Below are 24,422 nucleotides of genomic sequence, written 5' to 3' on the forward strand. Positions count from 1 at the left end.
TAGATACATCCTACGTCTAACTGAATTCGATGTCGCGCAGCCGTTGCGGCTGCCCGCGGTCCGCCTTGCGCTGAACACGCCTGGCACGGCGCCTTTCCTGGCGGGCGGCTTTCCCCGCGTGATACTCGAGCCGCACCTGCTCCGGGGAAGCGAAGACAGCAAGTCCCGGTGGCAGGGACTGCGTCAGCCTTCCGGAATCCTGCCCGTCGTCGCTAGTGCTATCAGGATCCACGTCAGTGAATGAACTGCCGGACCGGTTGCCGGATTCGCCTAGGCGGCTTCCGGCCTCCCCAAGTTCCTTCAATGTGGCCATGATCTGGCGGAAGATCCGGAAGCCCAGAAAGGCATAGAAGAGGAGGGACAGCGCAACAAGCGCTATCCAAAGAAGTATCCAGGACCACCAAGGCATGCTGAGTAGTCTAACCGTCGTAGTTGGCCAAGGCCGCTTCGATCCATTGCCGTGCCGTCGCACCTGCTTCGTCAGGCTTCAGGATCCGTACACCCCCGCCATGCTGAGCGACGAACGCCGGCAGCCACTCTGTGCTGCCAAACCGGATTTCGGCCAGAAGTCCGGCCTCTTTTCCCCCTTCAGTAAGAGGCGCTGTCCGTTCCGCGTAGTAGTCCTCTGCAAGGCCCGCAGCTTGTCTGGTGAGCTGCACCGTGACCAGCGTATCGTCGTCGTTCGGGGTGAAAAGCTTGACGGGGAACCCTTCTGAAGCCTCGCCGTGGTCAGCTGCAGCCCGTCCGTTTGGACTGAGTTTCTCGATGCGGTCCAGGCGGAAGTTGCGGAGCCCCTCGACCGAGTGGCAGTAGGCCTCGAGATACCACGTGTTGTCGAGGGAATAGAGCCGCAGAGGATCAATATCGCGTTCCGAGAAGGAGTCGCGTTGCGGTGACAGGTAGACCAGATTCAGCTGTCTGCGGGATTCAATCGCGTCCCTGGCGGTCTGGAGATGTGCGGAGTTACCCGGGCTGACTTCAGGCCCTGCCAGTGAGGCAGCCCTGAGGCCTTCCTCCCCCGCAGCTGCCATCAGCTTCAGCGTTACTGACTCCAAGGCGCTTCCTTCGGCAAGTTCCGGCAATCCGTTGAGCGCTTCGAGGCCGGTAAGGAGGGCACACGCTTCATCAATCGTGAAGCGGACAGGACGGTTCAGGTCCAGGTCCTGGGTGATGTAGACATGGTCGTCCTCCCACTGGATATCGAGCAGGTCGTCCGGATACCCTTCCGGCAAACCTGAACAGATGAGAATCCGAAGGTCGTCCTCCAGTTCCTTCCTGGTCACTCCAAAGCGGTCGGCAACCTCGCGGATATGCAGGCCCTGGTTATGGACCAGGAAAGGCACCAGCTGTAGCATCCTTTGCAACTGGTCCTCCGAGGTGCGCTTACGTGTCCGCTTGGCAGCGTTGTCATCCGGGAACTCGATCGGTGGCACAGGTGCGGCCGCGAAGGCCACGGCTGCTGTGAGCCGCCTGCGGACTGACTCCCTCAATTCCTCCGGCAATACGACCAGGACGTTGGGGCCATAGGATGCGAGTTCTTCGCCAAGTACCTCCGAGTCCCGGTAAGGAATCCGGAGACGGTCCCAGCCGTCGTCGGGGGTTCCTGCCTGGGCTGCCGTGTCCTGGTCCGGCTCCTGTCCCCCGAGATCTGCCCTGTCAGCGTCAAACACCTGTGCTGCCTTCTTCCGCAAGCCGAGCACGCGCCCTTGACGCACATCCACGACAGCTGTCCTGAGCGGCAGTTCGGGGAGTTTGTCGAGCTCAGCACGGGCGCTAAAGCGAGCAGGTGGCGTGTAGGAGTCCTTTTCAAGCACCGTGACGGCCGATGTGAAACGCGAGAGCCGGAAGTACCGTTGGGCCCTACGGGAGCGGTCGAAGGCCACGAGGTACCATTGGCCAAAGCGGCTGCCGAGCCCCCAGGGCTCCACGAGGCGTTCTTCTTCTTTTCCCGTTGTTCCAGCCAGGTAGCGGAAGCTCACCGGATGCTGGGAGTGCATCGCCGCGACCAGGTCCTCGAAGGCTTGGCCTGGAGGTTTGATGCGTGGCTGTACGCCAGAGGGAAGTTCGGCCGCGGAAGACAATTCACCCGTCGCCTGCAGCTTGCGCATGGCACTGAGCGCGGCCGAACCAAGCGCAGCCTGCTCCCATAGCTGGGAGGCAAGGATAAGAACGGTGCACTCTTCCGACGTAAGGCTGACATCCGGCAGGCGGTTTGATTCCTTGCCAATCCGGTAGCGTGTGGTGGCCGGGTCATCGGATCCCCAACCCTTGTCGGTCACCGTTTCCACATCGAATCCGAACTGCCGGAGATCATTCTTGTCGCGCTCAAACATCCGCCCGAAAGAGACATCGCTGCTGCTCGAGTCGTGATAGATCTTCTCGCGGAGCTCACTGCGACGCAGCCCATACCGGGTGTTGAGGAGGGCGATGAGCAGGTTCAGGAGGCGTTCAGTACGTGAGGCGGACACCCCATCAACGTTACTAAAAACCGTTTGCTGAAACGCAGGAAGCGCGGCCGCAATCGGAAATACCGCTCCGATTGTTACCGCGCTTCCAGGCTCCGTGGGCTGATGGCCCACCCGTTTACCGCTGCTTAGCGCACGCCTACCAGGTCAACGACGAAGATGAGCGCCTCGTTGGGGGCGATAGCACTTCCGGCGCCACGGGAACCGTAGGCAAGCTCTGAGGGGATTTCCAGCCGGCGGCGGCCGCCGACCTTCATGCCCAGAAGGCCCTGGTCCCAGCCCTGGATGACCTGGCCGACGCCCACCTTGAAGTCCAGCGGAGCTCCACGGCCCCAGGACGCATCGAATTCTTCACCGGTGGACCAGGCAACACCAACGTAGTGCGTTGATACGGTGTCTCCCGGCTTGGCTTCGGCGCCGTCGCCCTCGATGAGGTCGGTAATCACCAGTTCAGTAGGGACATCGCCCTCAGGGAAGTCAATTTCCGGCTTCTGGCGGTCGAAATCACGCTGACCAAATGACATGGTTGCTCCTTTTGTTCGGGGTGGGACTTTGAGGATTGTTTACTTGACGCCGAGGATATCGACGACGAACACGAGGTCGCCCTTGGCTTCGCCCTGCGGCTTGTCGCCGTACGCCAAATCCTTGGGAATGACCAACAGCACGCGGGATCCGACCGTCTTCCCGGTCAGTCCCTGTGTCCAGCCCTTGATAACGCCGTTGAGGGGGAAGCTGGCTTTCTCGCCACGATCGAAGCTGGAGTCGAACTTTGTGCCGCCTACCAGGGTCACTCCCACGTAGTTAACGGTGAGGGTGTCGGTGGCCTTGACTTCCTGGCCCTTGCCCTTGATGAGGTCCTGGGAGATGAGCTCCTTGGGGGCCGCAACGCCGTCGACGTTAATCTCGGGGATACCCTTGTCGTTTTCCTTCACAGTGGGAAGGCCTGCCGGAGGCGTGACGGTGTCACCTTCTGGCTTGTCCAAAACCGGCGGGGCGTCCTTGGAGGACAGCATCTTCACAACCAGGAGTTGGGTTGGCTGTGCCTCTCCGCCCTGGGCTGCAGCCTGTCCCGGGATGCCGATTGCCAGATAGGAGCCGATCTTCGCGCCCACGAAAGCGTTGTAAATGGCGGGGTTGCTTGTTTTGAACTCTTCATTCAGTTCGATGGGCAGCGGCTCCCCCTCGAAGGTGTCATCCAGCTTGGAACCGTCCTTGCCGCTGAGGGCGAGGATGGACACTTCGGCTATCTGACTGGCTTTGACTGATTCGCCATCGCCTTCCTTGACCACCTTTACAGTGGGTTCTGTGACATCCAGCGGCTTGGTGAATTCAACACCCGGCGCTTTCTTGTCTCCATTTTCAGTGAGCTTCAGGGTGTCGAGCTTTGCTGTTTCACCCGCGGATTGACTTGTTGGCTCGGGTGCGGCAGTTGATCCGCCGCACGCGGTCAGCAGCAGCAGCCCGGGAATGAGAATTGCTAGTATTCGGCGCACGTAAGAACTTTCGTCGGGGCAAGATGGACGTCATGCCGGCATAACGCTTGCGGCAGAACAATGGTGGCCGTACAACGGCCCCATCCAGCTTAGCCCCTGAAGCTGGGTATCAGCCCATAGAGTCCAGAAGCGCATCCACCCGGTCGTCAATGCTCCGGAACGGATCCTTGCACAGAATGGTCTGATGCGCCCTGTCGTTCAGCTTCAGGTGAACCCAGTCAACGGTGTAGTCCCGGCCCAGCTCCTGGGCCCTTCGGACGAAGTCTCCACGTAGTTTGGCCCTGGTGGTCTGAGGCGGGGCGTCCACAGCGTCTTTGATATCGATGTCCCCTACCAGGCGCCGTGTGGCTCCCCTGGACTGGAGCAGATAAAAGAGCCCTCGTGACCGGGAAATATCATGGTAGGTAAGGTCCAGTTGGGCGATCCGGGGAGCGTCCAGTCCGAGGCCATGGCGCCCACAGTAAGTGTCCATCAGCTTTTTCTTGATGGCCCAGTCAATTTCGGTATCGATGGTCCGGGTGTCACCGCTCTCGATCGCATCGAGGGTCCGTCGCCACAGATCAAGGATCAGCGGCACGTGCGGATTATGGGCGCCATTCTCGGCGACGAAGGCGGTGACTTTGCTCAGGTACTCATGCTGGATCTCCAGGGCCGTGAGCTGCCTGCCGTTGGCGAGTCGGACCAGGGCCCTGCCAGTGAGGTCGTGGGAGATCTCCCGGATGCTTCGGATGGGGTTTTCCATTCGCATGTCTCGCATGATCACCCCGGCCTCGATCATCCGGAGAAGCAGGTCCACAGTACCTATTTTGAGCAGCGCAGTGGTTTCCGACATGTTGGAATCACCAACAATGACGTGGAGGCGCCGATAGAATTCGGCGTCCGCATGAGGCTCGTCCCGGGTGTTGATAATGGGCCGTGACCTGGTGGTGGCGGAGGAAACACCTTCCCAGATGTGGTCTGCCCGTTGCGAGAAAGCGAAGGTCGCCCCGTGCGGAGTCTTCAGGATTTTTCCGGCGCCGGCAATGAGTTGGCGGGTAACCAGAAAAGGGATGAGGATTTCCGCAAGCCTGGAGAACTCGCCACGGCGTGGAATCAGGTAGTTCTCATGGCTGCCGTATGAATTGCCGGCCGAGTCTGTGTTGTTCTTGAAGAGATAGACCGTGCCGTTGAATCCCTCGGCGGCCAAACGGGCCTGGGCTTCATCGACCAGGTCATCGAGGATCAGCTCGCCGGCGCGGTCGTGCGCTATCAACTGCGCCAGGTCATCGCATTCAGCCGTTGCGTACTCCGGGTGTGAGCCGACGTCCAGGTACAACCGGGAACCGTTGGTGAGGAACACATTAGAGGACCTGCCCCAACTCACCACTTTGCGGAAGAGGTAGCGTGCAACTTCCTCAGGAGCCAGGGGCCGTGAATCCGGGCTGGAGTATGAAATTCCAAACTCCGTTTCGATGCCAAAAATCCGCTTGTCCATGTCAGTTCCCCTCACCTAGGAGTTCCGCGATCTCGGCGTCTCCAAGGCGGCGGAACGCCCGGCGCGTGCCGAGTGCAGTCTCCGACTCCCGGTGCAGGACCGCTACTTCAACAGCCGAGGGAGGCAAGGCCGAGGCGTCCTTATCAGTGACAAGACCGCGCATGGCCAACCGGACTGCGCCGGCAAGGTCAAGTTCCCGCTGCCAGCCTGCTTCGACGGCTGCCGAGACCTGTTCGGCCTGACCACCCATCACGATAAAACCCTTTTCGTCCGCAATGGAACCGTCGAAGGTCAGCCTGTACAGATGGTCCTCATCCTGGCGGCTGGCCACCTCCACGACAGCGAGCTCCACCTCGAAGGGTTTTTGTTCAGCTGTGAAGACCGCCCCGAGGCTTTGGGCATAAACGCTGGCCAAGCCCCTTGCGGTAACGTCCTCACGATCGTAGGAATACCCCCGTACGTCCGCATACCTCACACCTGCCTGACGGAGGCTTTCGAACTCGTTGTACTTTCCGACGGCGGCAAAGGCGATCTTGTCGTAGATTTCGCCGATCTTGTGGAGGGAAGGCGAGGGGTTCTCGGCAACAAGAGCTATCCCGTCAGCGCCACTGATGACCACCACGGACCTGCCGCGTGCGATCCCTTTCCGTGCGAAATCCGCACGGTCCTTCATCAGCTGTTCGGGAGATACATAAAACTGCTGGGTCATCTCAGGACTCCCTGTGAGCCGAAGCCCGTGACTCTATGACCCGTTGGGCGGCTTCAGCCAGGACGGCCTCAGAGACCCGGCGGGCACCTGCACGGTTCACCGTGTACACCACCGGCCATAGCTGCCGGACAGGATCCGGACCCCCGGTGGCGGAATCGTCGTCGGCCGCGTCATACAAGGATTCGACAGCCACCCGGATCGCGTCATCCTCGGAAATGTTTGGACTCCACAGTTTCTTGAGCGCCCCGCGGGCAAACATGGAGCCGGATCCTACCGTGTGGTGTTCCTGTTCCTCGTAGCGCCCTCCGGTGACGTCGTAGGAAAACAACCGCCCCACTCCCGCCTGAGTGTCGAAGCCGGCAAACAGTGGAATCACGGCGAGCCCCTGCAAAGCCATGGGCAGGTTTCCCCTGATCATTGCGCCCAGCCTGTTGGCCTTGCCGTCCAGGCTGAGCAACGTGCCTTCGATTTTTTCGTAGTGCTCGAGTTCCACCTGAAACAACCTGGTGATATCGATGGCAATCCCCGCGGTACCGGCGATACCAAGGACCGAGTACTGGTCTGCGGGGAAAACTTTTTCGATGTGGCGGCTGGCAATGATGTTTCCCATGGTGGCCCGGCGGTCACCGGCCATGAGCACGCCGCTGGCGTACGTCAGGGCAACAATAGTGGTGGCGTGCGGAACCTGCAGCGGCTGGGCGGACCCGGCTTGCGCCGTTGGAAGAGGATTGTTGAAGGGCAGCAGTCCGGGCCTGTCGCGTTGCAGGTGTTCGGTGAACGATGACGTCGTATTGGCCGCTACCTGGTTGGCTGTAGTTTCCTGCACTGCTGCACTCCTTCAACGTGGTGAATCAACGTTTTCCTCGCCCTTTGGGCACTGGCGCGCGTCCGCTTACTGGCCACCCTTTTGGACGAAGGCCCGAACGAATTCCTCAGCATTGGATTCGAGGACTCCGTCGATTTCGTCCAGAAGGTCGTCAACGCCTTGTGTGGCGGCTGACGCTTGGGCCTCAGCAGGAGCGGGAGGGGTTGCGGGGATGTCCTCGTCAACTTCACTATCCCGTGACTGCGGTTGTTGCTGCTCCTGGCCTGCCATTGTTCCTCCTTCTGAGAGTCCCCAATTCCTCCAGGGACATCCTGTAAGCCAATAGTGCCACGCCGGAGGCCCCTGCGGGTGGCTTTATCCCGGTGGCGGAGTGGTGCCCAGTCCAAGGAGCTCCGCGAGGAAGGGAGCAGCCTCATGATGACGGGCAAACAGTCCGCCGGTGAGTGCTTCAGTGCCCCGGAGCGGTTCCCGCGTGGGTACGCGTTGGAGCCGTCCGTAACCCGGAACGTCGAAGATGACGGAGTCCCAGCTGGCCCCGACAACGTCTTTGCTGAAGCTGCTGACGCAGCGTCCCCGGAAGTACGCCCTTGTGTCCGACGGCGGCTCACCCACCGCACGGGCAATGGCCTGGTCATCGACGATGCGCTGCATACGGTCCCTGGACAGAAGCCGGTGGTACAAACCCTTTTCAGGGCGGATGTCCGCCCACTGCAGATCGATCAGTCCCAGGCGTGCGTTGTCCCAGTTGAGCCCGTCCCGTTGCCGGTAACCTTCCAGCAGTGAAAGTTTTGCGAGCCACTCCACGGAGGAAGCGGCGGCGTCGCGGTCGTTGTCCAGTTGGCTGAGTGTTGCCGCCCAGCGCTCAAGGACTGCGTGCGTGTGACCGTCGCCGTCCACCGCATCCGCCACTCCGGCATCCTGCGAGAGCTTCGCGGCCGCCTCGTGGTACATCCATTGAAGATCCAGGGCTGTCACCCGCCGGCCGTCCAGAAGCCGGATGGTGGCTGTTAGGGACGTGTCATGACTGACAGTCTGGAGGGCCGCTACTGGTTCGTGGACTTCCACTTTCGGGGCCAGGCCCGCCTCAATGAGGCTAAGCACCATCGCCGTAGTACCGAACTTCAGGTAGTTCGACGTCTGGCTGAGGTTGGCATCACCGATGATCACGTGCAGGCGCCGGTATTTGTCGGCTGTGGCGTGGGGCTCGTCGCGGGTGTTGATAATGGGGCGCCGGATCGTAGTTTCCAAACCCACTTCGGCTTCAAAGAAGTCGGCACGCTGGCTGATCTGGTAGCCAGGCCGGGAGCTGTCCTGCCCCAGGCCCACGCGTCCCGCTCCACAGATAATCTGCCGGGAAACAAAGAACGGCGTAAGTCCCCTGACAATGTCCCCGAATGGAACGGAGCGCGGCATGAGGTAGTTTTCGTGCGAGCCATAGGAGACTGACTTGTTGTCAGTGTTGTTCTTATACAGGTTGATCGGCGGCAGGGTGGGGTCAGCGGCCAGGCGCCGGACTGCCGCCAGAACCACAAGGTCACCGGCAGCATCCCAAGCCACCGCATCACGCGGGTTGGTCACTTCGGGGCTGGAGTATTCAGGGTGGGCATGATCCACATACAGCCTGGCCCCGTTCCCGAGAACCATGTTCATAAGCAGCGAGCCGGATTCGTCGTCGCCGTCGTGGTCCAGCTCGTCACGACCGTAGGCCATGGCGATGGCCTCCGCATCGAGGACCGGCGGCTGGTCCGTCAGCTGACTCGGATCGGCAGAGGTGCGTTCCACGGTCCAGCCTCTGGCATCGTGCAGGGGTTCCTCGTCCGTGTAATCCCAGCGCGTCTCCGCTCCCCCGGCCGCCCGCTGCCTGGTGACCTGGGCGTAGGCCTGGATCACGCGGGCGGACATCATGGTGGCATTGGCTCCAGGCGCAGAGGGAGCATGGATACCGTACTCTGTCTCCGAACCCATCACTCTCATGGCGCCGCCCGCCGGCAGGGCAGAACCTGGAGCGCGTTCGGCGCGGGCTGTCACAGGTACTGTCCAGTATTGGGCATCGTTTCGATGGACTTGCCCGGCTCCTGGCCTGCCTTGCCTTGGACAATGGTACGGATGTAGGTGATGCGCTCGCCCTTCTTGCCTGAAATCCTGGCCCAATCGTCCGGATTCGTGGTGTTCGGCATGTCCTCGTGTTCGCGGAACTCATCAACCACGGCTCGGAGCAGGTGATCTATGCGGATGCCCTTCTGGGCCGTGGTGAGCAGATCCTTGATGGCGTACTTCTTGGCCCGGTCCACAACGTTCTGGACTACCGCACCTGAGTTGAAGTCCTTGAAGTAGAGCATCTCGGTATCACCGTTGGCGTACGTCACTTCGAGGAACTCGTTGGACTTGTCCGTGGAGTACATCGCTTCGACTGTGCGCTGGATCATGGCATCAACCGTGGCCTGGACATCGCCATTGTGCTCCGCAAGGTCTGAGGCGTGGAAGGGCAGGTCCGTGGTGATGTATTTGTAGAAGATGTCCGCTGCCGCCTCGGCATCCGGCCGATGGATCTTCACCTTCACGTCAAGACGGCCCGGCCGCAGGATGGCTGGATCGATCATGTCCTCGCGGTTGGAAGCGCCGATGACAATCACATTGTCCAGCCGCTCCACGCCGTCGATCTCGCTCAGCAACTGGGGAACGATGGTGGTCTCGACATCCGAGGAGATTCCGGTTCCGCGGGTACGGAACAAGGAGTCCATCTCGTCGAAAAACACCACCACGGGGCTGCCGTCGGAGGCCTTTTCCCGTGCCCGGGAGAAAATGAGCCGGATGTGGCGCTCGGTCTCGCCGACGTACTTGTCCAGGAGTTCCGGACCCTTGATGTTCAGGAAGTAGCTCTTGAGATCCACATTCCCGGTGCGCTCGGCAGCCCTTGCGGCCAGGGAATTGGCCACAGCCTTGGCAATGAGGGTTTTGCCACAACCGGGAGGGCCATACAGGAGGATCCCCTTGGGGGCCTTAAGGCCGTGTTCACGGTACAGGTCCGGGTGCAGGAACGGGAGTTCGACGGCGTCGCGGATCTGCTCAATCTGTGGACCCAGCCCGCCGATATCGTGGTATGTGATGTCAGGGACTTCCTCCAGCACCAGGTTTTCAACCTCGGCACGTGGAACCTTTTCCAGTGCGTAACCGGTACGGGAATCTATGGACAGCGCGTCCCCGACCCTTAACTTTTGTGCCATCAGCGGACCGGAGAGGCGGATGACGCGTTCCTCATCGGCACGGCCAACCACCAGGGCGCGGTCATGGCCCAGCATTTCCTTGAGCGTTACGAGGTCGCCGGCACGCTCGAAGCCGAGCCCCGCCACCACCAGGAGTGCCTCGTTGAGCAGCACCTCCTGGCCGACGGCCAGTTGGTTGATGTTGACCAAGGGGCTGATCCCCACGCGCATTTTGCGGCCCGCGTTGAAGATGTCTACCGATTCCTCGGTGACGGCCTGCGTGGAACTGCCCGGCGCAGCCTGCCGCTTCGGATTGAGCTGGAGAATCGTCCCGAAGCTGTAAGGAGGCTGCCCCTCTTGATCCAGGGCGTTCTTCAGGCGCAGAATCTCGGCCTTCGCGGTTTCCAACATGCCCACGAGCTTCGTGTTGTTTTGCGTTGCTGCCGCGAGTTGGCGGTCGATGTGGCGGAGTTTGTCCCTCAGAATGTTGATTTGCCGGTCAGCGACCGAAAGTTCGCTGGCGCCGTAACGTGCACCGTCCTCGGCTCCTGGACCTGCCGTGTCCCCTGCGGGCGTCCGTCCTGATTCGTTGTTTGGCATCTCCATGATCATCAGCCCCTTCTTGCGCTCTTATTAAGACCATAGTCCCAACAACGCAAGGTCTGCTGAAGCTTTCCGAAATACGGACTAGTTCGTGATCTTTGGATCGTCCTTCACATTGGTTCCGGCAATGGCGTCACGCGCAGCCCGTCGCAGCTTCTTGTCAGACACCAGACGTTCTCCCACCGCGCCCGGAGTCCAGGCGTTGACGTCCTCGTCGTTGAACTCCGTCTTGGAGGGACGACGATTCACAGAGATGCCGGTGACGCCGTCGGCCAGCCTGCGCGTTACCAGCAGGAAGCCGGTATGCGCCACCATCCGGTGGTCCGGGCGTACGGCCAGGCCTTCCAGGTGCCATCCCCGCACCAACGATTCCCAGGCGTCGGGTTCTGTGAAGCGACCGTCTGCCCGGATGGCCTCAGCGGTACGGGACAGCTGGGTCACCGTAGCAACGTAGTTGATCCACACACCACCCGGGGCAAGAACCGTTGCCACAGCGTCCAGGCACTCCCAAGGTGCGAGCATGTCGAGGACCACACGGTCAACGGAGCCGGGGGCTTCACTGCGCACCACTTCTTCCTGGAAGTCGCCCAGGGAGATCTGCCATGCCGGATGCGGACCACCAAAAATTGTCTCCACGTTTCCACGCGCAATATCGGCAAATTCCTCACGTCGCTCAAAGGAATGCAGGTAGCCGTTGTCCCCTACTGCGCGCAGGAGCGAAATGGACAGGGCTCCGGAGCCCACGCCCGCCTCAACCACCCGGGCGCCGGGGAAGATGTCAGCCATGGTCACAATCTGCCCGGCGTCTTTGGGGTAAACCACCGCGGCTCCACGGGGCATGGACAGCACAAAGTCCGACAGCAACGGTCGAAGCGTCTGGTACTGCTGGCCAACGTTGTTGGTCACTACCGAGCCGTCAACCTTGCCGATGATCTCATCGTGGTTCAGGAATCCACGGTGGGTGTGGAATGCTCCCCCCACCTCCAGGGTGATGGTGTTCATCCGGCCACGTTCGTCAGTCAGCTGCACGCGCTCACCCTCGCGGAAGGGGCCCCGGCGCCTCGCGGCACCAACCGGCTCGGCACTTGCCGTACCCAAGCCCGGATTTTCGGCTGTGGTGGTACCGGTGGCGGCGTGATCGCTGCTCATGGACTGTTCCTCGCTCCTGTAATGCTGTCTGGCTGCTCATTGAGAGCGCCGGCACCAGGCAGCCGGGCCTGGTGGTGATTGTGCTCTTGCCCAATTTCATGGCCGGCAGGTAACTCTACCGGTTCCTGCCTATCTGCGCCCGTTGCGCTGGGCTTTCCTGCCTGTGATCGCGTCCAAAACGGCGTGCTTGTGCAACACGCCTGTCACTATGCCATGGTCATCGATCACGGCATACTCGCTGCCATTTAGCTTTGACAGGTATTGGAGCAGATCCTGGCCCTTGTCCGATTCCAGAACGTAGGCGCCGTCCTCGAGGTTGTAGGAGACCGCACTGGCAGGGGTACTTGCTTCTGCCCCGGTCGGGACCGCCGCTACAGATTTAGGATCCACCAACTGTTTGGGACGCCTGTCGCTCCCGCACAGGACCACCGCCGGGAAACCGGCCGGTGAAAGACGCAGGACGTCCGCCACCGTGGATGCTTCGGAGAGGCCGACGGCGGGTTCGGCCAATGCGGCTGCGGCCACCAGATGCAGGCGGCTCCGCAGCCTGCCCTGCTGAATGGCAGCAGAAGCACCAACCCATAGGAAACCGGCCACCAGAACTGTGACGATCATCAGGGTGATGTCAGGCCGCTCGCCGCGCAACATTGGTAGGCCGACGAACAAGGCGATGAGGGCGACTACGATCAACCTCCCCGACCAGCCCGCGGCGATGGTGCCCCTTGCCTGGTTTCCCGTTGCAACCCAGACAGCTGACTCAACCAGCCTGCCTCCGTCCAGCGGCAACCCTGGGAGGATGTTGAAGATCGCAATCACGAAGTTGGCCCATGTGAAGATGTTGATGAGAATATCGGCGACTCCCGTCAGTGATCCTGCGGAAATCACAGCCCAGCCACCGGCAGCCAGCACGAAGTTGGCCGCCGGGCCAGCCAGAGCAACTATCAGGGACCGGCCGGGCGTCGGCGTGAATTCTTCAAAACTCGTATGCCCGCCCCAGAGGTTCAGCACGATCTTGTCCGTGGACCATCCGTAGATCTTCGCGGTCAGCGCGTGGGCGAGCTCGTGGACCAGGACACTGAACAGCAAGAGCAAGGCGTAAGCCAACGCCACGAAGTACGCGGTCATTCCGAGCCTCGGGAAATCCTGCGCAAGGACGGGCCCGTAGACAAAAACTGTAAATGCGGCGATGACGAACCAGGAATAGGCCAGCACCACCCGGATTCCCGCGATTCGGCCCAGGGCTATACCCTCGCCGAACCCGTTGCGCCGGCCGTTACGGGAACCTGTTGTGGATTCAGTCAACGCTGTTACTCCCTGGTTCTGCGGATTCCACCGGAAATGGGGCCAACGGGAATTTCCGCCGACGGTCCACAAGTTGCTCGAGGTCCGCGACGCTGCGCCCTTCCAGTGTGTCCCACATGGCATGGCGGGGATCTTCCGCCAAGGCCATGATGTGTGGAATGGCCACAGTTACGGCTCCGGATGCTACGGCTGCGGCCACTCCCGGTTCGGAGTCTTCAAGCGCAACACAGTCATCTGCCGTCAGTTCGGGATCATTCTGTTGGAGGAGCTCAATGGCTTTCAGATAGGCCTCGGGATGGGGCTTCCCCCGGCTCACGGTGTCACCCGTGATGAGAAATTCGAAATAAGGCCTGGGCAGGCTTGCCACTATTTCCCGGGCCAGCGGTCCTTCAGACATGGTCACCAGTGCGCAGCGGACTTCCGCCGCGTGCATCTGCTCCAGCAGTTCTCGTGCCCCGGGACGCCAGGGGACGGTCTCCCGTACCCTGCTGATGACCTGCGCGGTCAGGGTGTCGATGATGTCCCTGCGGGACATTTCCACCCCGGCCTCCTGCAGTATGCCGGCCGAGAAAACCAGGGATTGCCCTACAAGCCGGAGCGCCTGTTCGTGCGACCACTCACCACCGTGGGCTGCCACCAGCGCATACTCGGCCTCGATCCAGTAGGGCTCAGTGTCCACGATGGTGCCATCCATGTCCCACAATGCTGCTTTCAGTACGGGCGGGGAGGCTGATGATCGCATGCCTTCAAGTCTACGGGGAGCGAATGGCCGGCTATCCGCGCTACGCCCTCGGCGAATTCCGGACTGAGGTTCCCGGTTCCCCTCTGGTTTCATCCTGATTCGCAGCGATTCATTCAATGCGTAGCGTCGGCTCTTGGACGTAGGGTGAAGGAATGAATAGCTTTGACGGAGACATCACGGCGCCGGAGGGTACGGTCGAACCGGACCGGTTGCTGCAGCCTGTGCCCGAAGGGCAGCGCATCACTGTGATGCTTGCCGCCTTCGAAGGTTGGAATGACGCCGGAGAAGCCGCCAGCGATGCGCTTCGCTACCTTAACAAGCTCTGGGACGGCAAGAAGGTTGCCGCCATTGATGCGGACGAGTACTACGATTTCCAGTTCACCCGTCCCACTATCCGGCGTACCCAATCCGGTGAGCGCAAGATCAAATGGCCATCAACGCGGATCTACAAGGCAAGTGCGCCCGACACCAACGTGGACATCATTTTCGTGCAGGGCACAGAGCCGTCATATAAATGGCGCGCCTACACGGCAGAGCTGCTGGTACACGCCGAAGCCCTCAACGTCGACTACGTGGTTCTTGTAGGAGCTTTGCTGGCCGATGTACCGCACAGCCGGCCGATCCCCGTCAGCGCTTCCACCGATGACAATGCGCTGCGGGAGCGGATGGACCTTGAGGCCTCCCAGTACGAAGGACCCGTGGGCATAGTGGGCGTACTTGCGGAAGTTGCCCTGCTGGCCGGCCTGCCTACAATTTCCCTCTGGGCGGCGGTGCCCCACTACGTTGCACAGGCTCCCTCCCCCAAGGCGCAGCTTGCCCTGCTGCACCGTATCGAGGAGCTCTTGCAGATTCCCCTGGATACCCACGAACTTTCCGAGGAGTCTGACGCGTGGGAGCGGGGTGTGGACGAGCTCGCGACCGAGGACCCGGAGATTGCCGCGTATGTCCGCCAGCTCGAGGAGGCGAAGGACACCGCCGATCTTCCTGAGGCCAGCGGGGAGTCCATAGCCCGTGAGTTCGAGCGTTATTTGAAGCGTCGCGGCAAGGACAAGCCCTAGAGGTTTAGAGCCGGACGCCGAGCAAGGCGTCGAGTGCGTCGCTTATCAGCGCCGCATCCAGCTCTGAGCCTTCGCCCTGGAGTTCCGCGTCATCACGCTGCTTCGATTCGTGTAGGTCCAGGGCGCTGGCTGCCCAGCGGTCAACAGCTGCCAGGGCACCGGGTGCGTTGAGATCCTGCGACATCTCACTCCGCACTGCGGCTACCAGGCCTGCTCCGGATCCTTCCGGTGCTACCGAAACAGCCAGCGTCCAGCGGGCAAGCCTGGCTTTCGCTTCCGCAAATTCCGCCTCCGTCCAAGACCAGTCAGTGCGATAGTGATGTGCCAGGATGGCGAGCCTTATGGCGGAAGGCTTCTCCCCCGCGGCCCTCAGCTTGGAAACCAGGACAAGATTGCCTTTGCTCTTGCTCATCTTTTCGCCGTCGAGGCCCACCATGCCGGCATGGGCGAAGTGCTGGGCAAGGGGCAGCCCGGACAGCGAGTAGGCATGCCCGGCGCCCATCTCATGGTGCGGGAAAATCAGGTCCGATCCGCCGCCCTGCACGGTAAAAGGAGCCGGCAGGTACTGCTGTGCGATGACGGTACATTCAATGTGCCAACCCGGCCTTCCCTGGCCGAGTTCCCCTCCGGCCCAGCTGGGCTCACCCTCCCTGGCCACGCGCCAGAGGAGCGGGTCCAATGCCTGCCGTTTTCCGGCGCGCCCCGGGTCGCCGCCCCGCTCAGAGAACAGCTCCAACATCTCGGCCTCGCCGAGGCCTGAAATGGAACCGAGGGTCCAGGCGTCCGCTCCTACCGAATGCTTACTGGCCGCCTCGACGTCGTAGTAGACGTCGCCGTCGGGCTCTCCGGCGGTTCCTGGAACGCGGTAGGCGAGTCCGAGCTCCAACAGCCGTTCGATGGCGGGGACGATCATGGGGATGGCTTCCACGGCGCCAACGTAATGATCCGGCGGCAGGACGTTGAGGGCCTCCATATCGGAGCGGAAGAGCTCGATCTGGCTGGCAGCCAGGTCTCTCCAGTCCATCCCTGTTGCGGTGGCGCGTTCCAGAAGAGGGTCGTCGATATCCGTCACGTTTTGGACGTAGGAGACCCGCTTGCCAGCGTCCCGCCACGCCCGGTTCAGGAGATCGAAAGCGACATAGCTGGCCGCATGCCCCATGTGGGTGGCGTCATATGGCGTGATGCCACAGACATACATCGACGGCTCCCCCGGCCCATCCAAGGCAACAACGGAGTCTTTAGCCGAGTCGAAAAGCTGAACGGTGGGCATACGCCCGGGCAGCTGTGGGACAGGACGGGATTTCCAGGATTTCACAGCCCAAGCCTAGTGCTAGGCGCTGATGACGTTGAAACCGAGCAGCAAGTACAGTGCCATTCCAAGGAAGATGCGGTACCAGACAAACAGCCGGTAGCTCCGGGTTGAGACGAACTTCAGGAACCAGCCGATGATGATGTAGCCCACGACGAACGCAATGACGGTGGCAAGGGCAGTTTCAGGCAATCCATAGGGACCGGACACACCGTCCTTGGAGACCACTTTGTAGAGCTGGTACAGGCCGCTTCCGAAAACAGCGGGGATGGCGAGCAGGAACGAGTACCTGGCGGCGGCTTCGCGGGTGTACCCCATCAGAAGTCCGGCGGTGATGGTCCCACCGGATCGGGAAACGCCTGGTATCAGGGCCATTGCTTGGGCGAAACCGTAGATAATGCCGTGCTTGTACGTCAGTCTGGTCAGGTCCGTCTGCTGGCGGCCGACGGCGTCAGCGACGGCAAGGATCATCCCGAAGACGATGAGGGTGGTTGCCACGATCCAGAGGCTTCTCAGGACCGACTCAATCTGGTCCTGGAACAGGAGGCCCAGGATGATGATCGGCAGGCTGCCGAGGATCACCAGCCAACCCATCCGGGCATCAGGGTCCTGCCGCGAGACTCTGCCCCGGAGGGATCCTGACCAGGCACCCATGATCCGCACGATGTCGCGCCAGAAATAGACGATCACTGCAGTCTCGGTACCGAGCTGCGTGATGGCGGTAAAGGCTGCACCGGGATCTGCGGCGTTAGGCAGGAAGGAACCGACAATCCGGAGGTGGGCACTTGAGGAGATCGGGAGGAATTCCGTCAGTCCCTGTACAAGGCCCAGCAGGGCCGCTTCAATCCAGTTCACGTTTATAGACCCTACGTCATTGCACCTGGGGAATCCCCGTAAGCTTGCTGCTATGCAGCAGCGTTATGTCGGCAACAGTGGGTTGCGCGTGTCCGCCCTTTCTCTTGGCACCATGTCCTGGGCGCGTGAAACCGATGAGCAGGACGCCTCTGAGCTGCTCCGGACTTTCGTTGATGCCGGCGGGACGCTGATCGATACCGCGGCCTCCTACTCAGAGGGCCAGGCAGAGGCGGTCCTTGGCGGCTTGCTGGGAGACGTCGTCGCCCGCTCCGAAGTGGTCATCTCCACCAAAGCGGGACTTTCGACGGCGGATGACCGGCGCCGGGTGGACACCTCCCGAAGCGGAATGCTGTCGGGGCTTGACGCCAGCCTTGCACGTCTGGGCACCGACTATGTCGATGTGTGGTTTGCGCACGCCTGGGACCCCAATGTCCCGCTCCAGGAAACACTCTCGGCCATGGAGTTCGCCGTGAGCAGCGGCCGCGCAAGGTATGCGGGCGTGTCGAACTTTAACGGCTGGCAAACGGCCAAGGCGGCAGCTGTTGCGGGTTTCCCTCTGGTCGCCAACCAGTCAGAGTATTCCCTCCTGCAACGCCGGCCTGAGGACGAGCTCCTTCCCGCCATTGAGGACGCAGGCCTGGGTCTTCTGGCCTGGGCGCCCCTCGGCCGTGGCGTCCTGAGCGGGAAATACCGCGGCCACATCCCCTCAGATTCCCGTGCAGCCCAAAAAAGGCTTGCCGGCTATGTGGAACGGTATCTTGAGCCGGAGTCATCGAGGATAGTCGAAGCTGTTGCCATGGCGGCAAGGGGCCTCGGCAGGACTCCCGTCGACGTTTCCCTGAGCTGGCTGATTGCCCAGAATGGAGTGGCAAGTGCGGTGGTAGGTGCGCGCACTCCTGTCCAGCTGAAGGAGATCCTGGCATCCCAGCTGGCTCCCCTGCCGCCAGAGATCGCCCGCGCCCTGGAAGATGTTTCTCTCGCGTCCTGACAGTTAGCTGCCGGACGTTGTTAGCTGCCGATCTCCGCGCAGTTAGCTGTCGGACTCCACAATCTCAAGATCGTCGTCGTCCACGTCTTCTTCGAGGTCATCCTCATCGTCCTCGACCTCATCGATAACTTCCAGAGGCGTCACTTCTCCGTACGCTTCATACAGGGAATCGTCGTAGACTTCGAAAGCATCAGCGACAGCAAAAAAAGCAGCCTCAACCGTGGGGTCACCCTCACCCCGCCGTGCCGAGGCTGCGATCAGGTGTTCTTCCAAAGCAGTGGTCAAAGACTGAAGCGCGACACGCGGATCGATGCTCATGACTTCACGTTAGCCGGAAAAAGACGAAAATGGAGAGCAATGAAGGAACATTTTCTGCGCAGCTCCGTCGAACGCGAGCGGGACTATGTGAGGCAGTACGAGTACCTCGTACTGACGATTGGTCCTGAGGATTCGCTGCCTGAGGCCCGGCGGAGACTTGTTGAACATTCCGAGTACGGCAAGTGGGAATTAGAGCGCAGCCGCCTCTATGTGGGCGGCGGAAGACGGTTCTGGCTGCGACGCCGGGTGACCCAGGTGCAGCGAACGGTTTAGCAGGACGGGTGATCCTTTGCTGCCCGAGAGCGAATCAGAAACTCTCCAGAGGTCCCAGCCATGCGTTCGCCACTGTGTTGTGAGCCGACTCGTCGTCGGACGGATGGAACATCCCGGCCAGCACATCCCGGTAGAGCCTCTCCAGTTCGCTTCCCTTGAAATAGCTTGAGCCGCCTGAGACCCTGATGGCCACGTCCACGACTTCCCGGGCGGTTTCGGTGGCGTTCACTTTGAGGGACACGAGTTTGGGAAACCATTGGCTTCCGTAGTCCACCTTCTCATCCACGTCGTGCGCAATCAGCTGCAATTGCGGGTAGAGGCGTTCCAAGGCCATTGCCGCCGCTGACACCTTCCAGCGAATATCGGGATCCTGCGAGTAGAGACGGCCATCATTCTTCAATGATGTCCGGCGCTTAACTGCCTGCACTCCGAGTGCCAAAGCGCGTTCCCCGATGCCGGTGTAGACGGCTGCGAGTAACGTTTCGAAGCAGGCGAAGATGGCGAAAATCAGAGGGTCCGCATTGGGGCCAACCGGTAGCTTCCGGAAGATCCGTTCAGACGGTACGTAGACACCTTCCAGGATGGTGGTGCAGGACTGGCTGGCCCTCATGCCGAGCGTGTTCCAGTCATCCAGGATCCTGTATCCGGGAGTGTCACGATGGATGAAGCCGTGAACCAGTTCGCCCTCTCCATCACGGGCTCCACTGTCTTTGCCGAAGATGCCGAGCCGTGTCCAGACAGGGGACAGACTTGTGAAGATTTTTCGGCCGGTGAAGCTGTATCCTCCCGCGGGCTGCGGAAGGGCTTCGGTGATGGAGTCGAACAGGACTGCATCATTACCTGCCTCTGAATTGCCGAAAGCGTACAGCTCCCCCTCCCCCGCCTCGCGGAGAACAAAATCCAGGGAATTGTCACCTCTTGCTGCCAGGACGTAAGCCACTCCGGTCCAGACGAGATGCATGTTGATTGCCAAGGCTGTAGCAGGAGCCGCCGTTGCGAGCCTGCGCTGCAGCTGGGCTGCCGCTTCCAGCCCAAGGCCCAGGCCGCCGTCGGACACGGGCACGAAAATCTTCAGGTAGCCGGCGTCGCGCAACTCGTCCAGGTCTTCGTAGAAGAACGAATTGTCCCGGTCGTAGCCGGCGGCGCGGCTCCGGATCCGTTCGAGCAGCCTGTCCGGCAGGATCTCATCGATCATCACGGTTCTACCTTCGGTGACTGGAGCTTCAGCATGCGTAAGGGTCAGTAAGTGGTCAGCAGTCGGTCGAGGACCCTGGTACCGAACTTCAGCGAGTCGGCGGGAACACGTTCGTCCACTCCATGGAACATTCCCGTGAAATCCAGGTCAGCTGGCAGTTGGAGTGGCGCGAAGCCATAGCCGGCAATCCCCAACCTGCTGAGGGCCTTGTTGTCTGTCCCTCCGGAAAGTGTGTACGGAAGGACCTTCGCACCGGGATCTTCTGCGTGGAGGGAGTCGATCATCGAGTCCACCAGGTTTCCGGCGAACGGCACTTCCAGTGATACGTCCTGGTGAACGTAACTGACGTCCACTCCGCTGCCGGCAAGGTCACGGACGATCTCCAGGACCTGGTCTTCCTGCCCGGGAAGGGTCCGGCAGTCCACCAGGGCTTCCGCGGACTCGGGGATGACGTTGTGCTTGTAGCCGCCCTTGAGTAGCGTCGGGTTGCTTGTGTTCTGGAGGGTGGCTCCCACGAAGCGCGCCAATGTTCCCAGTTCCTTGAGGAGGCGCTCGGGGTCGTCGGCATCAAACTCGACGCCGGTGAGTTCGGTCACACCGTCGAGGAACTGCCGGGTGGTGGGGGTCAGCTCAATCGGCCACTGGTACTCGCCGATGCGCGAGACAGCGCTGGCCAGCCGCGTGATGGCGTTGTCGGTGCTGATCTGGGAGCCATGCCCTGCCCGTCCGTGCGCCACCAGGCGAAGCCAGGAGAGCCCCTTTTCGGCCGTCTGCAGCAGGTAGGTTCGCTGCCCCCCGATAGTGGCCGAAAAACCGCCTACTTCGGAAATAGCCTCCGTGGCCCCCTCAAAGAGTTCAGGGCGCTGCTCGACGGCGTAGCGGGAACCGAAGGTTCCGCCGGCCTCTTCATCAGCAAAAAACGCAAAGATGATGTCCCTTTTCGGTTTACGGCCAGTCCGGGCAAACTGCCGCATGACTGAAAGGATCATGGCGTCCATGTCCTTCATGTCTACCGCACCGCGGCCCCAAATCAGGCCATCCTTCAGCTCGCCCGCGAAAGGGTCCACGCTCCACTGGTCCTTGAGAGCCGGCACCACATCGAGATGGCCGTGGACCACCAGTGCGCTGGCGGAGGGGTCTTCTCCTGCAATACGGGTCACCACGTTGGCGCGGCCCGGGGCGGATTCGAAGATCTCGGCTTCCAGGCCGACCTCTGTTATGAGCCCGGCCGTATATTCGGCAGCCGACCGCTCTCCCGGGCCCGTACCGTCACCGAAATTGGACGTGTCGATCCGGATCAATTCCTGGCAGATCCGGACGACTTCGTCCTCGGGGCGGATGACAGTCATGGCTCTCTCCTCAAATCGGTGGGCTCGTGGTCCCAAGCCTACCCAGTGGGCCCCATTCGTCCCGATTCCAACTTTCCCCAGAGTTCGTGTTAGAGTTTTTCTCGCTGCTTCGGAGAGAAGCGAACCGCCGAAGGGCGGAAATCGTGCTCCGAATTACCACCTGCGCGGGTGGCGGAATGGCAGACGCGCTAGCTTGAGGTGCTAGTCCTCGAAAGGGGGTGGGGGTTCAAGTCCCCCTCCGCGCACAAAGGGAAAGCCCCGGAAAATCAATGATTTTCCGGGGCTTTTTTCTGTCTGTATCAGGATGACGGCATGCGGGCGACGCCGGGGTGTGAGGATATTACCTTGGTCGTGCAGCGGGAAAATCAGGTCCTGGAAGCGCGCTCCGCAATCATCCTGTCGACCTCGTCCTCCGGTGGACATTCCTGGTTGTCGATGGGGCACCGGCGCGATCCCATGACCGATCCCATGCTTTCGGCCGTCTGAATGCACATCGTGCAGATGTTGTCCGCTTCGTACATGAGTGTCGGTTCTTCCTCGATGTAGCCACAAATGGCCTGACGCCAGTCGAGGTCCCGGCAGCAGACAAGGTGGGCGAGCTCCTCCGGGTTCTCGCTCAGCTTGTACTTGGCCTCCCAAGCGGGGACATGGACCTGCTCAAGGGAGCCGCCGTCTTCAACAGTCTGTGGCTCCTCGGTTGATGTCTCTGTCATCACTCCCCCAGGCTCGCTGTTCTAGCTACGAGAATACGCGGCTCGCTGGCGCTCACAAGGAAAATTCAAGACACTCCTCGTGCTGCGCGTGCTCCTCGGGCTCGACTAGGCCAGTCGGCCGCGGACGATCTCGCTGACGGTTTTGCCATCGAAACGTCCTGCTACCCTGGCGGTGACAGGCTTCATGACGGCCCCGATTGAGCGCATGGACAACTCTTGTCCCTCGGCCTTCAAGGCTGTGATCGCCTCGTCGACGATAGCCTCCACCTCATCACGTGTCAGTGCCCTGGGCAGGTAAGCCTCGATGATTTCCGCTTCAGCAATTTCCGCAGCAGCGCGGTCCGATTCTCCGGCCTCCGAGTAGATGCGGGCCGTGTCACGGCGCTTGGCCGCTTCCTTCTGCAGCAGCGACGTCACTTGGGTGTCGTCGAGTTCAATCGGCGTTTTGCCAGACTTCTCGCGGGTTTCGATTTCGCCAAGGACGTTCCGCACTGTGGTGAGCGCTACCTTGTTGCGGTTTTTCATGTGGACGACGACGTCGCCGTGCAGCCGTTCTTTCAGTGACATGATGCTCCTCGTTTTGATCAGCACCGAAGGTGCCCGTTGCGTCTGGTCGGTATTTTGCGGATGGGGTCTAAGGAGTGTCCGGCGGCTCGGGAAAAAACTCGTTCATCTTGGCTCTAAGGACCTCCATGTCCGGATGAGAAGCGCCGCCCGAAGGACACCAATCAGCCACGGAAACGGTAGGGCAAAACCAAACCAGAAAACCGCTTCCACCGGCAAGATGGCCAACGCCAGCAGCATACCGGCCCGGGATCCGCCCCATAAGAGCCCACGCCGCCCAGGCCGCAGTCAAGGTCACGACGAGAAAGGCCATGAGGAACGCGACGAAGGCCCCGTCGTCGACGATCTCCCAACGGGCCCAGCCCTGCTTACAATAAGGGAATCATGAAGAAACTCACCACAGCCCTACTTGCTGCCGCGCTCACACTTTCAGCCTCAGCCTGCATCGCACACCCGCAACTAACCAATGCAGAAACCTGCGAGCGGATCCGTGACGTTATGTCGAACCCTCCGACCGGCAAGACCGGGGCGGTCAACCTCGCCAACCAGATTCGGACCATTGGGCCCGTTTCCTCGGATGACCTCAAGTCCACTGTGCAGGCGCTGGTGGAACTGACGGACGAATCGGCCAAGGACTCGCCCGATGTCGAGAAACAAGGTGAGCTGCAGGCCGTGGCCCAGAAGAACTTTGGGGAGTTCTGCCCCAGGAGCCAGTAAGTAAGCACGCAGTCCGGAACCGCATGCGCCGTTGCGGAACTGGCGCCCCGGCCCACCGTAGGCTGTCCCTGTGACACCTTCACCATCCATCGCCGCATCCACTGTCGTCGCTCAGCCTGCTTCAGCCCAATGGTGGGAGATAGTCGCCGCGTTGGGACCGCTTGCTATCCTCTTTGCTGCTGTCGCCGCAGCAGTCATCGGGCTCCTGACCTTGCGCCAAAAAGCCCAAGCCGATGCATTCGCCTTGGCGCAGAAGTCTGATGCTGACAGCCGGTCAGAATGGTGGCGGCGCACGCAGTGGGCAATGGACAGGGCCTTGGACAGCGACGCCGATGTAAAGGCCCTTGGTTTGTCAGCCCTTTCCGTCCTCAGCCAGAGCGAGCTGGCCCGGGACGAAGAGTTGCGGCTGCTCGACGTTGCCTGGAGGTCTGTGATTGAAAAGGACGAGGACGTCGAAATCCGCCCTGCGAGGCCGAATGCCGCCAGAAGCGCCTCGGCAGTAGCGTCTGATCAGCGCGTGCGGGCGGCGGCAGCGAAGCTGCGTGTCGCCCTGGACCGACGCCTCGGTCGCCAGACGCCAAAGTCGATGGAGGACTTGGCGGAGGAAGACGTTCCGTAGTCATCTGGTGGCACCGTCTAGAGAGGCAAGGGGCCCATAAGCAAGGCACGCTAACACGGGGCCCGCACAACAAAGGGCGGCCGGTTCACCCGACCGCCCCTTTGCGGAAAGCTCTACCTTGTTTGCAGCACGTTCCACAGAATCAGATCGTGGGCGTGCTTAGCTTTGTCGTCACCGCGAAAATCGGCTTCTTTGATGCTGCCGCCTGTATCGATCCCGATGCTTGAGGACGATGCGAAGCGGCCCAGCATGGATTTGTTGGACAGCATGGAGACCGAGCGAATGTTCTTGTAGGGCACGGAAACTACCGCGACCTTGTTTCCCACGAAGCTCTTGTCCTGCAGGATGATGCGCATGTTCGTGATGCCGACAAAGCCTGTTCCGACGCCGATACAGTCGTAGACCGCGTATACCGTCTCCCCTTGCAACAGCCCCGCGTTTATCTGCTCGAGCTGTTCTTTCCTGTCATAGATGATTTGTGTCATTGGTGCTCCCCGG

26 protein-coding genes and 1 tRNA gene are annotated in these 24,422 nt (G+C 61.1%); 6 read left to right on the plus strand and 21 right to left on the minus strand.

What is annotated here, in order from left to right:
- Positions 1-16: 16 nt before the first annotated feature.
- The 13 genes from M1E05_RS10700 to M1E05_RS10760 all read right to left on the minus strand — a co-directional run bounded on the left by M1E05_RS10700 (position 17) and on the right by M1E05_RS10760 (position 13,966).
- The gene (locus M1E05_RS10700; protein ID WP_461162901.1) at positions 17-409 is read right to left on the minus strand and encodes a hypothetical protein; all 393 of its coding nucleotides are present in this window, start codon (positions 407-409) and stop codon (positions 17-19) included.
- Positions 410-419: 10 nt separating this feature from the next.
- On the minus strand, positions 420-2,468 hold the full coding sequence (locus M1E05_RS10705) for a helix-turn-helix transcriptional regulator (RefSeq protein ID WP_461162902.1): 2,049 nt from the start codon (positions 2,466-2,468) through the stop codon (positions 420-422).
- A 125-nt stretch (positions 2,469-2,593) separates the two neighbouring features.
- The gene (locus tag M1E05_RS10710) at positions 2,594-2,989 is read right to left on the minus strand and encodes an FKBP-type peptidyl-prolyl cis-trans isomerase (RefSeq protein ID WP_458113962.1); all 396 of its coding nucleotides are present in this window, start codon (positions 2,987-2,989) and stop codon (positions 2,594-2,596) included.
- A 39-nt stretch (positions 2,990-3,028) separates the two neighbouring features.
- Complete coding sequence (locus tag M1E05_RS10715) at positions 3,029-3,958, minus strand: FKBP-type peptidyl-prolyl cis-trans isomerase (protein WP_461162903.1); 930 nt, start codon at positions 3,956-3,958, stop codon at positions 3,029-3,031.
- 109 nt (positions 3,959-4,067) lie between these two features.
- On the minus strand, positions 4,068-5,432 hold the full coding sequence (gene pafA / locus M1E05_RS10720) for a Pup--protein ligase (protein ID WP_458113964.1): 1,365 nt from the start codon (positions 5,430-5,432) through the stop codon (positions 4,068-4,070).
- A gap of 1 nt (position 5,433) precedes the next feature.
- Positions 5,434-6,141 carry a proteasome subunit alpha gene (gene prcA, locus M1E05_RS10725; RefSeq protein WP_458113965.1) on the minus strand — a complete coding sequence of 236 codons (708 nt, stop codon included), beginning with the start codon at positions 6,139-6,141 and terminating at the stop codon, positions 5,434-5,436.
- A gap of 1 nt (position 6,142) precedes the next feature.
- Positions 6,143-6,967 (minus strand): proteasome subunit beta, encoded by an 825-nt coding sequence (prcB, locus tag M1E05_RS10730; RefSeq protein ID WP_461162904.1) that lies wholly within the window; start codon positions 6,965-6,967, stop codon positions 6,143-6,145.
- Positions 6,968-7,033: 66 nt separating this feature from the next.
- A complete protein-coding gene (locus M1E05_RS10735) occupies positions 7,034-7,237 on the minus strand; it encodes a ubiquitin-like protein Pup (protein ID WP_458113967.1) in 204 nt (67 codons plus the stop codon).
- An 84-nt stretch (positions 7,238-7,321) separates the two neighbouring features.
- A complete protein-coding gene (dop, locus tag M1E05_RS10740) occupies positions 7,322-8,995 on the minus strand; it encodes a depupylase/deamidase Dop (RefSeq protein WP_461162905.1) in 1,674 nt (557 codons plus the stop codon).
- On the minus strand, positions 8,992-10,776 hold the full coding sequence (arc, locus tag M1E05_RS10745) for a proteasome ATPase (protein ID WP_458114469.1): 1,785 nt from the start codon (positions 10,774-10,776) through the stop codon (positions 8,992-8,994). Before arc ends, dop begins: the two co-directional genes overlap by 4 nt.
- An 81-nt stretch (positions 10,777-10,857) precedes the next feature.
- Positions 10,858-11,922, minus strand: a complete 1,065-nt coding sequence (locus M1E05_RS10750; RefSeq protein WP_461162906.1) for a tRNA (adenine-N1)-methyltransferase — start codon at positions 11,920-11,922, stop codon at positions 10,858-10,860.
- Positions 11,923-12,051: 129 nt separating this feature from the next.
- Complete coding sequence (locus M1E05_RS10755) at positions 12,052-13,224, minus strand: site-2 protease family protein (RefSeq protein ID WP_461162907.1); 1,173 nt, start codon at positions 13,222-13,224, stop codon at positions 12,052-12,054.
- Positions 13,217-13,966, minus strand: coding sequence for an HAD family hydrolase (locus tag M1E05_RS10760; RefSeq protein WP_461162908.1), 750 nt, complete (start codon positions 13,964-13,966; stop codon positions 13,217-13,219). The genes M1E05_RS10755 and M1E05_RS10760 overlap by 8 nt, the downstream gene beginning before the upstream one ends.
- Before the next feature lie 152 nt (positions 13,967-14,118).
- On the opposite strand from M1E05_RS10760, the gene M1E05_RS10765 reads away from it, so the two are divergent.
- Positions 14,119-15,024: a PAC2 family protein gene (locus tag M1E05_RS10765; protein ID WP_309106778.1), complete on the plus strand. Its 906-nt coding sequence runs from the start codon at positions 14,119-14,121 to the stop codon at positions 15,022-15,024.
- Between the two features lie 4 nt (positions 15,025-15,028).
- Here the strand turns inward: M1E05_RS10765 and mshC are convergent, their stop codons facing one another.
- Together mshC and M1E05_RS10775 are read right to left on the minus strand one after the other, a co-directional pair.
- Positions 15,029-16,339, minus strand: a complete 1,311-nt coding sequence (gene mshC / locus M1E05_RS10770) for a cysteine--1-D-myo-inosityl 2-amino-2-deoxy-alpha-D-glucopyranoside ligase (protein WP_461162909.1) — start codon at positions 16,337-16,339, stop codon at positions 15,029-15,031.
- A gap of 15 nt (positions 16,340-16,354) precedes the next feature.
- Positions 16,355-17,188, minus strand: coding sequence for an undecaprenyl-diphosphate phosphatase (locus M1E05_RS10775; protein WP_458113973.1), 834 nt, complete (start codon positions 17,186-17,188; stop codon positions 16,355-16,357).
- 52 nt (positions 17,189-17,240) lie between these two features.
- Here M1E05_RS10775 and M1E05_RS10780 point away from each other — a divergent pair, with 52 nt between their 5' ends.
- Positions 17,241-18,176, plus strand: coding sequence for an aldo/keto reductase (locus M1E05_RS10780; RefSeq protein WP_458113974.1), 936 nt, complete (start codon positions 17,241-17,243; stop codon positions 18,174-18,176).
- Positions 18,177-18,218: 42 nt separating this feature from the next.
- Here M1E05_RS10780 and M1E05_RS10785 read toward each other — a convergent pair whose 3' ends face one another.
- The gene (locus M1E05_RS10785; protein WP_309106782.1) at positions 18,219-18,494 is read right to left on the minus strand and encodes a hypothetical protein; all 276 of its coding nucleotides are present in this window, start codon (positions 18,492-18,494) and stop codon (positions 18,219-18,221) included.
- Between the two features lie 39 nt (positions 18,495-18,533).
- On the opposite strand from M1E05_RS10785, the gene M1E05_RS10790 reads away from it, so the two are divergent.
- Positions 18,534-18,767, plus strand: a complete 234-nt coding sequence (locus M1E05_RS10790; RefSeq protein WP_309106783.1) for a DUF5703 family protein — start codon at positions 18,534-18,536, stop codon at positions 18,765-18,767.
- 34 nt (positions 18,768-18,801) lie between these two features.
- On the opposite strand, the gene M1E05_RS10795 is transcribed toward M1E05_RS10790, so the two are convergent.
- Together M1E05_RS10795 and M1E05_RS10800 are read right to left on the minus strand one after the other, a co-directional pair.
- Positions 18,802-19,962, minus strand: a complete 1,161-nt coding sequence (locus tag M1E05_RS10795; RefSeq protein ID WP_461165229.1) for an acyl-CoA dehydrogenase family protein — start codon at positions 19,960-19,962, stop codon at positions 18,802-18,804.
- A 44-nt stretch (positions 19,963-20,006) separates the two neighbouring features.
- Positions 20,007-21,311 (minus strand): M20/M25/M40 family metallo-hydrolase, encoded by a 1,305-nt coding sequence (locus M1E05_RS10800; protein WP_461162910.1) that lies wholly within the window; start codon positions 21,309-21,311, stop codon positions 20,007-20,009.
- Positions 21,312-21,473: 162 nt separating this feature from the next.
- Between M1E05_RS10800 and M1E05_RS10805 the strand changes: the two genes are divergently transcribed.
- A tRNA-Leu gene (locus M1E05_RS10805) sits at positions 21,474-21,556 on the plus strand.
- 120 nt (positions 21,557-21,676) lie between these two features.
- Here the strand turns inward: M1E05_RS10805 and M1E05_RS10810 are convergent.
- Together M1E05_RS10810 and M1E05_RS10815 are read right to left on the minus strand one after the other, a co-directional pair.
- Entirely contained in the window at positions 21,677-22,024 is a 348-nt protein-coding gene (locus tag M1E05_RS10810) for a hypothetical protein (RefSeq protein WP_461162911.1), read from the minus strand.
- A 105-nt stretch (positions 22,025-22,129) separates the two neighbouring features.
- The gene (locus M1E05_RS10815; protein WP_458113977.1) at positions 22,130-22,591 is read right to left on the minus strand and encodes a GatB/YqeY domain-containing protein; all 462 of its coding nucleotides are present in this window, start codon (positions 22,589-22,591) and stop codon (positions 22,130-22,132) included.
- A 381-nt stretch (positions 22,592-22,972) separates the two neighbouring features.
- Between M1E05_RS10815 and M1E05_RS10820 the strand changes: the two genes are divergently transcribed.
- On the plus strand, positions 22,973-23,305 hold the full coding sequence (locus M1E05_RS10820) for a hypothetical protein (RefSeq protein ID WP_461162912.1): 333 nt from the start codon (positions 22,973-22,975) through the stop codon (positions 23,303-23,305).
- 70 nt (positions 23,306-23,375) lie between these two features.
- Positions 23,376-23,924 carry a hypothetical protein gene (locus M1E05_RS10825; RefSeq protein WP_461162913.1) on the plus strand — a complete coding sequence of 183 codons (549 nt, stop codon included), beginning with the start codon at positions 23,376-23,378 and terminating at the stop codon, positions 23,922-23,924.
- Positions 23,925-24,037: 113 nt separating this feature from the next.
- Here M1E05_RS10825 and M1E05_RS10830 read toward each other — a convergent pair whose 3' ends face one another.
- Positions 24,038-24,409: a PH domain-containing protein gene (locus M1E05_RS10830; protein WP_461162914.1), complete on the minus strand. Its 372-nt coding sequence runs from the start codon at positions 24,407-24,409 to the stop codon at positions 24,038-24,040.
- Positions 24,410-24,422 lie beyond the last annotated feature (13 nt).

It is taken from the genome of Arthrobacter sp. R4-81 (genome assembly GCF_054792365.1).